Origin of the sequence: Kitasatospora sp. NPDC091207 (genome assembly GCF_044768625.1) — a bacterium.
Lineage (GTDB): Bacteria > Actinomycetota > Actinomycetes > Streptomycetales > Streptomycetaceae > Kitasatospora.
This window is the reverse complement of the sequence record NZ_JBIVVS010000038.1, coordinates 54,613-65,927: the sequence shown is the minus strand read 5'-3', so window position 1 is coordinate 65,927 and position 11,315 is coordinate 54,613. Positions and strand designations below refer to the sequence as shown.

General features: G+C 72.8%; 12 protein-coding genes. 4 read left to right on the top strand and 8 right to left on the bottom strand.

Annotation, left to right across the window (positions count from 1 at the left end; genetic code table 11):
* Positions 1-90: 90 nt before the first annotated feature.
* From ACIQTO_RS35955 to ACIQTO_RS35940, 4 genes are all read right to left on the bottom strand, one after another.
* Positions 91-1,803 carry a hypothetical protein gene (locus ACIQTO_RS35955; RefSeq protein WP_402397380.1) on the bottom strand — a complete coding sequence of 571 codons (1,713 nt, stop codon included), beginning with the start codon at positions 1,801-1,803 and terminating at the stop codon, positions 91-93.
* Entirely contained in the window at positions 1,800-2,549 is a 750-nt protein-coding gene (locus tag ACIQTO_RS35950; protein WP_402397377.1) for an ABC transporter ATP-binding protein, read from the bottom strand. Before ACIQTO_RS35950 ends, ACIQTO_RS35955 begins: the two co-directional genes overlap by 4 nt.
* Positions 2,550-2,602: 53 nt before the next feature.
* The gene (locus ACIQTO_RS35945) at positions 2,603-3,097 is read right to left on the bottom strand and encodes a hypothetical protein (protein ID WP_402397374.1); all 495 of its coding nucleotides are present in this window, start codon (positions 3,095-3,097) and stop codon (positions 2,603-2,605) included.
* Between the two features lie 570 nt (positions 3,098-3,667).
* Complete coding sequence (locus ACIQTO_RS35940; RefSeq protein WP_402397372.1) at positions 3,668-4,111, bottom strand: nitroreductase family deazaflavin-dependent oxidoreductase; 444 nt, start codon at positions 4,109-4,111, stop codon at positions 3,668-3,670.
* A 424-nt stretch (positions 4,112-4,535) separates the two neighbouring features.
* Here ACIQTO_RS35940 and ACIQTO_RS35935 point away from each other — a divergent pair, with 424 nt between their 5' ends.
* Positions 4,536-5,120 (top strand): hypothetical protein, encoded by a 585-nt coding sequence (locus ACIQTO_RS35935; RefSeq protein WP_402397369.1) that lies wholly within the window; start codon positions 4,536-4,538, stop codon positions 5,118-5,120.
* A gap of 428 nt (positions 5,121-5,548) precedes the next feature.
* On the opposite strand, the gene ACIQTO_RS35930 is transcribed toward ACIQTO_RS35935, so the two are convergent.
* Complete coding sequence (locus ACIQTO_RS35930) at positions 5,549-5,941, bottom strand: alpha/beta hydrolase (RefSeq protein WP_402397366.1); 393 nt, start codon at positions 5,939-5,941, stop codon at positions 5,549-5,551.
* A gap of 18 nt (positions 5,942-5,959) precedes the next feature.
* Positions 5,960-6,529 (bottom strand): MepB family protein, encoded by a 570-nt coding sequence (locus ACIQTO_RS35925; protein WP_402397363.1) that lies wholly within the window; start codon positions 6,527-6,529, stop codon positions 5,960-5,962.
* Positions 6,530-6,958: 429 nt separating this feature from the next.
* On the opposite strand from ACIQTO_RS35925, the gene ACIQTO_RS35920 reads away from it, so the two are divergent.
* Together ACIQTO_RS35920 and ACIQTO_RS35915 are read left to right on the top strand one after the other, a co-directional pair.
* Positions 6,959-7,738: a DUF4328 domain-containing protein gene (locus tag ACIQTO_RS35920; RefSeq protein ID WP_402397360.1), complete on the top strand. Its 780-nt coding sequence runs from the start codon at positions 6,959-6,961 to the stop codon at positions 7,736-7,738.
* A 136-nt stretch (positions 7,739-7,874) separates the two neighbouring features.
* Complete coding sequence (locus ACIQTO_RS35915) at positions 7,875-8,315, top strand: hypothetical protein (RefSeq protein WP_402397358.1); 441 nt, start codon at positions 7,875-7,877, stop codon at positions 8,313-8,315.
* Between the two features lie 913 nt (positions 8,316-9,228).
* On the opposite strand, the gene ACIQTO_RS35910 is transcribed toward ACIQTO_RS35915, so the two are convergent.
* Entirely contained in the window at positions 9,229-9,822 is a 594-nt protein-coding gene (locus ACIQTO_RS35910) for a TIGR03086 family metal-binding protein (protein ID WP_402397356.1), read from the bottom strand.
* A 64-nt stretch (positions 9,823-9,886) separates the two neighbouring features.
* Between ACIQTO_RS35910 and ACIQTO_RS35905 the strand changes: the two genes are divergently transcribed.
* Positions 9,887-10,687, top strand: coding sequence for a DUF6597 domain-containing transcriptional factor (locus ACIQTO_RS35905; protein ID WP_402397354.1), 801 nt, complete (start codon positions 9,887-9,889; stop codon positions 10,685-10,687).
* Positions 10,688-10,815: 128 nt separating this feature from the next.
* Here the strand turns inward: ACIQTO_RS35905 and ACIQTO_RS35900 are convergent, their stop codons facing one another.
* Positions 10,816-11,139: a hypothetical protein gene (locus ACIQTO_RS35900; protein ID WP_402397351.1), complete on the bottom strand. Its 324-nt coding sequence runs from the start codon at positions 11,137-11,139 to the stop codon at positions 10,816-10,818.
* Positions 11,140-11,315 lie beyond the last annotated feature (176 nt).

The window sequence follows — 11,315 nt, the reverse complement described above, 5'->3', positions numbered from 1 at the left end:
AGTTGCACTCGCGTCACACAACACGGTCTACCGGACCAGGGCCCACCGCGAGGGCGGAACCTGCAAATTGATCACAACCAGATACACGCCCTAGGGAGCGCTCGTCCCCGGGCGGGCCTTGCTCATCTTCGCCGCCCTGGCCTTCGCCCAGCGCAGGAGCAGGACCGCGACCACCACCGCCATCAGCGCGGCCTTGCCGACCGGGACGGCTGTCCCGCCGCGCAGCGCCGAGGAGAACATCGGCGTCAGCGCCGCCACGGCCACGGCCGGCCCGGCCGCGTACCAGGCGGCGAACAGCAGCGGGCCCGTCCCGCCGCCCGCGCCCTGGGCCGGGGACAGCATCAGGTCCTTGCGCAGGACCCCGCGGCAGGCGTTCACCAGTCCGGCCGCGACCAGGGCCGGCGCGGCGGCCGGTGCGAGCCAGGCCGCCGGTCCGGTGCCCGCCGCCAGCAGTGCTCCGGCGCAGGCCAGCCCCAGCAGGAGCCCGGCCAGCATCGGGACGATCGCGTGGCGCAGCATCAGCGCGGAGAACGGATACGGCGACCAGGAGGCCCGTCGGACGTCGTCCGTCTCGATCCGGGCCGGCTCCAGCAGCTGCGCGACGGCCAGGTAGCCGAAGACCAGTGCGACGGCGGTGGCCAGCCAGGACAGCCCGCCGGTGGCGCCGTGCGCGAGGACGGCGCAGAGCGGCGCGGGTACCGCCAGCACCACCGCCCGACCCAGCCGGGAGGGTGCGCGGAGCAGGGCGAGCGTGTCCCGCCACGGCACGACCAGCCAGGCCCACCGGGGTGCCGGGAGCCGGAGCCGGCGTTGCCGGGCGCTGCCGTTGGCGCTGTTCACCGCCAGCCGTGCGCTGCGCAGCTCGACCGTCCGGAGCGCGGCCAGCACCCCGGCGGCCGTCCTCGCCCGCTCCCGCAGCCGGGCCAGTGGCACCGTCACGGCGGCCCGGTCGGCGAGGACCAGCGCGGCACCGGCCGACACCAGCAGCAGCGCGGCGGCCACCCAGCCGCCCGTCACGGCGGCCGGGGTCGGTGCCAGGGCCGCGATCGCGGCCCAGCCCCACGGCCCCGACCACAGTTCGACCAGCTCCAGCCCGTGCACCGGGTGGCCGGCGACGGCCAGCGCGCTCTGCCCGGCCAGCGCGATGATCAGCAGGGTCAGGTACGGAGTGAGCCGGCGCACCCAGCGGGCCGCGCGGTCGCCGCGTTCCACCATCAGCGCGGCGCAGGTGGCCAGCAGTGGCACACAGAGCCCGCCGAGCAGGCACCAGCCGAGCGCGGCCGGCAGACCGACCCGGACGGTCAGCCCGAGCGCGACCATGCCGCCGACCGCCGCCACCAGGCCGGGGAAGGCGGCCACGGCGCAGGAGAGCCAGAACCACGGGCGGAGCACCGGGCCGGGCCGGACGGGGTGGGCCAGCAGCCAGTCGGTCGCCGCCCGGGGCGGTACCACCGGGCCGCGCCACAGGCCGTCCCGGACCAGCAGGACGAAGGTGAGCAGCCCGATCGCGGTGATGCCGGCGGGCATGGCGGCGAGCAGATCGCCGCCGTGGCCGGTGTAGTCGGCCCCCATGGAGGCCTGCAGGAACAGGCCGAGGCTGGGCACGCCGCCCCAGATGACCAGGATGAGCAGCACGCAGTAGACGGCGAAGCCGACCGACTTGGCGCGGTCGCGCCGGTGGGGGGCGCGCAGGGCGCGGAGCAGGGCGAGTGTCTCGTCGGTCCAGTCGTCGTCGTCCGTCCAGGCCTCGACGGCGGGGTCGGGGGCGGGCGCGGGGTCGGCCTTCGGGTGGGCGGTGGTCACCGGGCACCTGCCGAACCCGCGGCGGCGCGGGCGGCGAGATCCGCCGCAAGGATCTTGTGGGTCGCGCCCTGCTTCAGGACCTTGCCGTCCTCCAGCACCACCACCCGGTCGGCCACGTCCAGGGCGAGGTCGGTGTGGTGGGTGACCAGCAACACCGCGACACCGTCGGCCAGCTCCGCCTTGAGCAGGTCGGCGAGGTGCCGGCGGGCGTCCGGGTCGAGCCGCTGCTCGGGCTCGTCCAGCAGCAGCAGATCGCGCGGGCGCACCAGCGCGCAGGCCAGCAGCAGGGCCTGCATCTGTCCGGAGGAGAGGGCCGAGGGCAGCGCGTCGGCGCGTTCCGTGAGCATCCGGTCGGCCAGGACCTGGGCGACCCAGCCGGGCGCGTCGGCGACCCCGTGCGCGACCGCGACCAGGAGCAGGTGCTCGCGGACGGTCAGGTCGGGGTAGCAGGCGACGGTGTCCCCGACCACCGCCACCCGGGCCCGGACCCGGGGGTCGTTCTCGTCCATCGGGATGCCGTCGAAGACCACGGTGCCCTTGCTGGGGGCGTCGCGCCCGGCCGCGACCCTGAGCAGGGTCGACTTGCCCGATCCGTTGTGTCCGAGCAGCGCCACGCACTCCCCGGCGGCCAGCGACAGGCTCACGGGGTGCAGGACCTCCCGCTCGTCGTACGAGCGGCTGACGCCGGTCAGCTTCAGCAGGGGCTTGCGGGCCGCGGCACGTGGTTCGGCGGCGTTCTTGGCCATGGGGAGGGTGCCTCTCGACGGGGTGTCCGGCCACAGTACCGATCCGTCGGCCGTCACCCGGGCGAGGGTGGTGCCGGCCCGGGGCCGGTGCGGACGTCGCGCCCGGTTCGGCCCGCGGTGGGCGTGCAGCGCACCGCGGGCCGGGCGAGGGCGGGGAGGGGGCAGCGCAGGGGGCCGCAGAGGGCGGGGGCGGTGGCTTCCTGGGGGAGCACGGGGTTGAGTTCGCCGGCGTCCAGGACGCTGTCGTACTCGCCGTTCTCGTTGTAGTCGATGCCGTGGATCACCACGACGGCGTTGTCGTCGCGTACCTGCCGGGCGACGTCGTCGGTGACGGCGATGGTGCGGGAGGAGGTGGAGGTGCCGCCGGCCGGAAAGCGGTCGACGGCCAGTGCGCCGGCGGGGCTGGTGCCGCCGTCTGTGGTCAGCGAGGTGCCGATGGCGCCGTGGGCGCGCAGGCCGTCGGTGGTGGAGGTGGCCAGGCGGCCGTTGTGGAGCCGCGAGTCGTCGGCGGTGGGGCATTCGCCGGAGCCCTTGACATGGATGTGCATGGGTTGCGGCGCGTGGTTGAGCAGGCCCGTACGTGGATGGTGATCTTCGCTTCGTGGCCGTGCAGGGTGACGATCGCGGTGCCGATGCCCTGGACGCGGTTGTCCACGGAAGGGCGCCCTCCGATGAGGAAGCTCCTGATCCCCGCGGCCGTCGCCGCCCTGATCTTTGCCGCTCGGCGCGGCAGCGGCCTCGGCCGACTCCGGCCGCAGCCCCGACTCGAAGCCCGGACAGCGCAACACCGTCACCTACGCCCTGCTCCTGCCGGTCGCCCAACGGGGTGTCCGCGCGGCAGCGAATACGGTCCGCCATCGACCTGGTGGCCGGGAACCGGAGGTGGCGGCCTCGGCGGGCCGGTCACCGTCATGCGCTTCCACCCGGTATTCGCTGCGGCCGGGGTACCGGATCGGTCGGACGGGCACAGTCCTCGACCGGCGGTTCGAAGGGTGCGTCGCCACAGCTCACTCGGCACGGCTCACGGGGCACGGCTCCTGTGGCAGAGCTCACGGGGCAGGGCCGGCCGCTGCCGGTCGGCCCTGCCCCGCACCGCCCGCGTGTGCTGCGCGGGCCGGTCAGGCGGGGTCGATGACCACGATCGGGATCTCGCGGTCGGTCTTGGCCTGGTACTCGTCGTACGCGGGCCAGTGGCCCACCATGATCGGCCAGAAGGCGGCCCGCTCCGCGGCGGTGGCGGTGCGCGCGGTGCCCTGGACGATCGTCGGGCCGACCTGGACACGGACCCGCGGGTCGGCCGACAGGTTCCGGTACCACAGGGGCGGCTCGTCGGCCCCGCCCTTGGAGGCGACGACGAGGTAGCGGCCGCCGTCCTCGCCGTAGATGAGCGGGGTGCGCACAGCCTGCCCGGAGACCCGGCCGACGGTGGTCAGCAGGAGGGTCTGGGTGCCGTTCCAGTGCTGCCCCTCGGTGCCGTGCGAGCTCACGTACTGCTTGACGTGGTCCAGCTGCCAGGTGCCCGGCGCGGGGTCCTTGGGGTGGTCCCAGTCGATGTCGGTCACGGGTGTCCGCCTGCCTTCGTGGGGAACGGGTCGACAGCTTCGACAACGACCGGCGACGCCTCCGGGCACGGCCGCCCCCGGGTCCATGGGTCCGGGGGAGCCTCCGGGGCAGGGGCGGAACGCCCCTTGGGGAGAAGCCGCTCGACCTGCTCGAACGGCCGGCGGGCGCCCGTCGCGGGGCACGGGAGGTGCCGGACGGTGGAGTCGTGGTGATCGTCACGACTTCTCCGGACCACGGCCGGCCGCTCGGGCGGCACGGTTGTCGGCCGGTGGGACGATCACCCGCATGGCGCTCGACCCCCGGCCGCCGAGCGACACCCACCGGTGAGGTCAGGCTGGTGACGCCGTATCCGGGCGTGTCACGTCACCGGGAACTGCCGGGGCCCTGACCGGCGGGCGTCCGGGGCGGAGGACAATGCGGCACATGGATGACGCGTTCACACTCCTTCGGCAGGCCGTCGACCTCCTGCCCGAGGACGCCGTCGCGGAGAACGGGCAGACGGTCAGCGATGTTCGCGAGGACGTCAGGCGCCAGGAGTGGGAGATGGTGCTCGGCGTTCTCGAAGAGATCGGGGACGTCCACCCCGTGTCCGTGGACTTCTGGGAGCTGCTGGCCGAAGCCGCTCGGCAGATGATGCTCGACCGCAGCCGCCGTTGGTGCGAGTGGCGGGGCTGGGAAGTCCAGCACGGCACTGTCCGGGCGACGTTGAGCCTGATGGACGAGGAGGAGGGCGGACGTCGAACGGCCTTCTCCGGGGACGGCCGGCTCAGGCCGATGTGGGACATCGGCCATCGCACCGCCGCCGGAGAACGAGAGCTGAGTATCGCGAGGCTGTGGGTGGAGTTCGAACCGCGGCTCGGTCCCGGGGAGACGGCCGACGTGCGGCTGGCTCCCCTGCAGCCCGGACAGTGGCGGCATCTGAAGCCCGGCGACGTGATCCTCATGCACGAGGCCCGACCTGTCGCCGGCATCGCCGAGATCATCGAGGTGCTGCCACCTCGCACATGAGAAGGGCGCGGGGGGGCGAAGAACTGGTCCACCGCGGCCGAACCCGTCAGACCGGTTCGCTGGTCGGCTTCGCGGTACGGCGATCGTTCCGGGCAGCTGGACACCGGCCCCCTTCGCCGTTCGACCGTGCCGCAGAGCCCGCCGCCGCCGGCGTCGGGACGCTGTCGAGCCCGTGGGCCTGCCTGCCCGCGCACTGCCCGACGAGTGGCAGGAAATCTTGCGGTCAAAGATGCCAGAAATGACCTCCCCTCAGGAGATGGCGCCGAAGGATTTCCGGTAGACGCGGCCTGGCCCCACGTGACCCGGCCGCCGACGAGGGGTGTCGGTGCTCAACGTGAAGCGTGACGATCCCACAGTCGCGAACGGATCCACCGTCCACCGTCGCCGCTCGTCCTCCGGCAGAACTCGCCACCATCCCCTGACCACGGTCATTTCGACTGCGGCCTGGCGGCCTGGCGCCTCGGCGGCGAGGTCCCGCAGAACTGCGGCGTCCCCGGGGCCGCGCGCCGGTCGTCAGTCGCTCTGACGGCGAGCCCTGCGGCCGGTGCCGTGCCCGTCGTCAGGAAGGCGGCAACCGCGGTTCGGACGCAGCTGCTCCGGGCGTAGGCCGTGTGCCCGTCCCCCCGCGGGTGAGCAGGACGGCGTTGCCGGGTTCGGCGGTGAGTTGCTCGGCCCAGGTGTAGGGCGCAGGCGTCGGCGAGCTGTCTCGCGTGGCCGGGGCCGGGCCGGTCCGGGGTGACCCGTCGGCCGCGACCGCTGCGGTCGCCGCCTCCCCACCGCCGGGCCGGTCGCCCCCCGGCGCGGCACGTGAGGGTCCTCAAGGTGGTGCCGGCGCCGTCCTACGGGTGGTAGAGCTCATGGGCGCGGGCGGAGTCGACGGGCCCGTCCTGGTCCAAGTGCAGGAAGTAGTCCAGCTGCCAGGCCTGCGCGCTGCCGGCCTGGCGGTTGGTGGTGGTCACCCAGGGCGGGTAGACGCGGAAGGCTCGTTTCCCACCGGCACCGTTCGTCGATACGACACCGTGCCGGCGGAGCGTGTCCATGGGAAGGACGAACTGGCCGAAGTGGTGGTGGTCGCGGGTGCTGATGACGAACAGGTCGATGGGGTCCGTGGTGTCGAAGGGCTGGATGGGGCCGCCCGGGGACCTCTTCCACACGGTCACGAATTGCCCGACCTTGGTGGGGGTCGTCTTGGCCGCGCGGAACCGGATGGCGAGGCCGTCGAGGGTGAATGCGTGGGCGGCGTAGGCGGCACTCTCGGCTTCGGGAACCGGCTGCGAGCAGGTGAACCCGCAGGGGTCGTAGACGAGCGCTTTCGCCGCGAGGAGTTCGCTGTGGGCCAGGGCGCTGTCCGACCACGGTTCGAGGCCGGTGGGTCGCAGATCGGAGGAGTGGGCGCGGTTCGTCGTCATCCGCTCACCCTGCCATGGGTGCTCGGACGGTCGCTGACCTCGGCTCGGGGCGTAGCTCCCGTCGAGGTCTTCCGCATGCCGGCCGTGTGTCCGGGTGCACGGACAGAGCGTCCAGGGCCGCTGTGTGTGGACCTGGCGGACTCCGCCCCTTGGGCCGCGCCTGTCGGACCGGTCTGTCGGACGGTCTCTCGGTTATCTGGCGATACCGCCGCTGAGCTGGGAAATCTCGTTGGCGGTCGACGCCGTGGAGCCCCTGGAGTCGGCGCGCCCGTCCCGATCGGGGCGGTGGTGCGCCGGCGTGCGTGGTCGAGCACGCGGGCCTTCTCAGGAGTTGACGATCTGATGACATGTGTGGCGTGCGGGGTGCGTCCTCCAGGGACCGAGAGCGGCCGTTGCTTCGGCTGCGCGGAGGCGGCCCCGGGATGGGCGGTGGCGCTGCGTCCGGCGAACGGCCTTGCCGTGGCGGTCTACGCCCTGCTCGCGTTGAACGCCGTGGCGGCCGCGGTGGTCGTCGCGGTCGATATCTGGTCCGACGTGCTCCTGGGCCGGGTGGTGGACGGGTCGGGCGATGTCGGTCTCGACGACTTCGACGCCGTGGAATCCGTGGCGAACCTGGTGAACGGGCTGTTCCTCCCCCTGGCGCTGGCCACCGCCGTGGTGTTCATCGTCTGGCTCTACCGCATCCGCCAGAACGCCGACCTGCTGCTTCCGCACGGGCACCGTCTCGGGCGGGGCTGGACCATCGGTGCCTGGTTCACCCCGGTCGTGCTGCTCTGGTTCCCCTGGCAGCTGATGGCGGACTGCTGGCGGGCGAGCGCGCCGCTGGACGCGGAGGGACGGCGGCGCAGGACGTCCGAGATGGCGCTCGGCCTGTGGTGGTCCACCTGGATCGGGTCGCTGATCGTCGGCCGGGTCGCCGGCAGCATGGCGCGTCTGGTGGACCCGGTGAGCGTCGGCGACCTCGAAAGCCTGCGCGGCTCCATCCGGGTGGAGGTCGCCGGGTCGGCGCTGCGCCTGGTCGCGGCGGTCGCGGCGATCGTTGTGGTCAACCGGCTGACCGCCATGCAGCAGGCTCGCCGCGCCGACGTCAACCCGGCTGCGGCCAGGGCCGCCCAGGAGGCCTGGCACCAGGCCTCGGCTGCCGTTGCCGTGTCCGCTGCCGCTGAGGCGCCGCGTGAGGCCGCCACGGAGGCCAGGCCTTCCGCCTGACGGCCGAAAGGCCCGTCCGAGGAGCGAGCCCTCGGACGGGCGCGCCGGCCTGCCGCACCGCCGCATGGTCCCGCCGTCGTGGTCGGTCTGTTGACCTGGTGTGCGAGGTCGCGGCCGGGCAGGCTAGGTTGCTCGGGTGAGTCTTCTTGATGATGTGGCTGAGCGTGACGGCTGGCGGTGCTGGGTCTGCGACGAGCCGGTCGACCCTGACAAGTCGGTGAACGATCCGCGGGGGCCGAGCGTGGACAGTCGGACCGCCGACCGGAAGGCCAAGGTCGCCGAGCGGCTCGCGCACCGCGGGTGCAACACCCGCAAGGGCGCGGTCAAGGTGGTCATCGCCTGGCCGGAACGCCTGTACGTGGTCGAACCCGCTCCGCTGATCACCGTGGCCGCGAGGCTGGAGCGCAAGGGCGGCCGTGAGATGGTGGGCCGTTGTCCGACCAGGCAGGACGCCCAGGAGGCGGCCGACTGGCTGGTCGACCGGTTCTCCCGGCTGGCGCCGGAACTGCCGGTGACCGCCGACATCGAGGCGGGCGGCGGCCAGTTCCTCGTCATCCTGGCCACCGGCCGGCGCTGATCGGGGATCACCGGCGCACACCCGCGCCGAGCTGAACGGTCGGCGCACATCGACCCGCCCTGGTACGGGCTGACATCGCCCACACCCCCGACCGCACCGCCTCCGGCATCCACGACCCGCAGGCCCCTGACGGCCGGCGCAGTCGTGGAGTGACCTGATCGACACCTCCATTCACCACCTCTTCCCCATCGCCCGCGCCGACGGTCACCGGCTCCCACCCGGGGCCGGCGGCGCGGGCGGCGGACGTGATCGCACGGCTGCGGCGTCCGCCCACGCGAGGCCGAACTCGCCCTCGACGAGGACACCTTCGGCGGAACGGCTGCGGCGTCCTGGACATCACCCCCGAGCGGGCCCGGTTCGACCGGTACCGGACCGCCGACCGCACCCGCCCCGACAGCGCGGTCACCCCGCTGAAGTCCCTCGCCGCCGCCCGCGCGACCGGCCGCCTCGTCCCGGCCGGCACACCCGCCTGACAACGGGCCGGCGAGGTCCGGGGGCACCGGTCGGGAGCGTGAGGAGGCCGGTGGGGGCGGCCGGGGACGGTCCGTGCCCGTAGCCGGTGCCCCGCGAGACGGATCCGGCCGGCCCCAACCGAACCGCCTGCTCGGCCCGACCGGCGCGTCGAGCGTCTCGACGAACAGTTCGAAGGCCGCGTCGACACGCTCCGGACCGGACGCGGCCACCCGGTCGAAGAGCAGGCCGCGCACGGTCGCGGCCGGGGCGAGCCCGTTGACACTGATGGCGAAGTCCGGGCACAAGAGGCCGGAGGACGTCCGCCGCTACGTCAGGCCCTCCCCAGAGACGATCACTTGGGTCACCAGGCTTTCGGCCCCTGGTGACTCACTCCAGTGAGCGCCTCGCGGTCGTGCCGCTGCGGCTGCACCCGGCCTGGCCCGTACGCAGGCGGAAGAGATCAGGCCGCGGACCGGCCCCATCTCGGGTCGCGGCCGGAGGCCGCAAGGGCGCGATCAAGGGACGAGGCGGTGGCAGGCACCGGCACCGGAGTGGCGAAGCCACCGTACTGGCGGTATGTCTCGGCGTGCTCCTCGACCACTCCGAGAACCAGACGAGCCAGCTCGTCGTCGACGACGAGCTGCTGGCCGGTGGCCCGGGCGACATCCCAGCCGTGGAGCACCAGCTCCTTGATCACCATCTGGGCGACCGACGCTGCCGGTATGGTCATCCCGCCCAGATCCACCTCGCCCTCCCAAACGGCCGGATCCGACCAGGCCGCCACCGCGCGGTCGAGCTGGTCCGCGTAGGCACCGGCCCAGCCGAGGTCAGCGGTGAAGTCGCGCGCTACCAGGTCCTCTGGCAGTGGCTCCCGGCGTGCCCGGCGTTCAAGACCATGGGAGGTGTAGAGCACCCAGTGGTTGACCAGAGTCCTGGTGTCGAAATCGGCACAGGGCGTCGGCCCGCCCAGCTGCTCCGCTCGGACACCGCGGGCAATGCGCGCGGCCTCCGCCGCAGCGTGAGCCATCAGAGGGTGAAGTGTGTAACCGTTCATGGGCCGATTCTCGGCCCACTGCCCGACCGTGTCTTGAACAAACGCGACAGCTAGCCTGACAGGCATGACCTTCCCAGATCTCGGACGCGGGGTGCTCCATCCCGGTCAGGCCGCAGCCGTGATCAGCCTGACCCGGCACGATCCCGCCCCGGAACTGGCGCGCTTCGTCGAGTTCTACTGGCTGGTGCGCTGGAACCGTCACGGCCGGCCGGCCTACGAGCAGAAAGTGCTCGTCCACCCCAACGTCCACCTCGTCTTCGAGGCACCGTCGGCTCGCGTCTACGGAGTCAGTCGGTCGCTCTTCATCCGCAGGCTGGAAGGGGCCGGGCACGTGCTCGGAGCCAAGTTCCGCCCCGGAGGTTTCCGCCCGTTCATCGACCGCCCGGTGGCCGACCTGGCCGACCAGGCCGTCCCGGCCACCGAGGTCTTCGGCCTCGGGACGGACCGACTCAATGACGAGGTGCTGCGCGATACCGGGGATCCCTCTGCCGTCGCCTCCCGTGTGAACTCCTTCCTGCTCACTCGCATGCCCGCGCCCGATCCGGTGGCGGAGCAGATCGCCGCAATGGTTGAGCGCATCACCGGCTCGCCCGATCTGCGAAGGGTCGACCAAGTGGCCGAGGAGTTCGGCATCACTGTGCGCCGGCTGCAGCGTCTGTTCGCCGAGTATGTCGGTGCCGCTCCGAAGTGGGTTCTGCGCAGAGCCCGGCTGCATGAGGCCGCCGAGCGCGCCGACCAGGGCACGGACATCGACTGGGCAACGCTCGCTGTCGACCTCGGCTACGCCGATCAGGCCCACTTCACCCGCGACTTCACGGCAACGGTCGGTACGTCACCGGTTCGCTATGCCTCGGGCAGACCGTAACTCCTGCTTCGACGTGGTCAGCCCCAGCAGCAGCGCGCGAGACCCGGGCGATGCCTGCCATCGTGAAGGCGTCAGGCTTCGTCATCGGCGTACGGGCCGCGCAACCCCCGGAGTCCCCTGAGGAATTGTCAAGCGTTGTGGTTGGGCTTCCCTTCGGCGGTTGCCGACCAGACCTGACGAGCCAGGATGTCGGGGTCCAGTGCGCCGTCAACGACAGTGCCGGAGCCGTGGCGTAGCGGCTCGACGTGGCGCTCGTGGGCGTCTCCGCGGTGGTTGAGGTAGTTCCGCGGGAGAACGTCGAGCGGAGAACCGTCACGGACGGACTTGCGCTGGATCTCTCGTGCCGGCCGAAGATCAGCAGGCAAGTCCACGAAGACATCGGAGCACGCGCACGGGACCTGTGGGCGGACGTGACGGGCGAACAGGCCGTCGGCGATGACCACGGCTGCCACGGCTGCCACGGATCATGAACGAGCCCCACGCCCGACGGGTCCTGGCCGCCCACCAGCGGCAGGGCAAGTGAACACCGGCCTCGAGGTCGGGCCTTCTCACCGGCCTCCGGCGGGCGCCGCGGGCCACAGTGTGCCCGCCGGTTCAGTACCCTGACGGTACGTCGGACGGGCGCGGC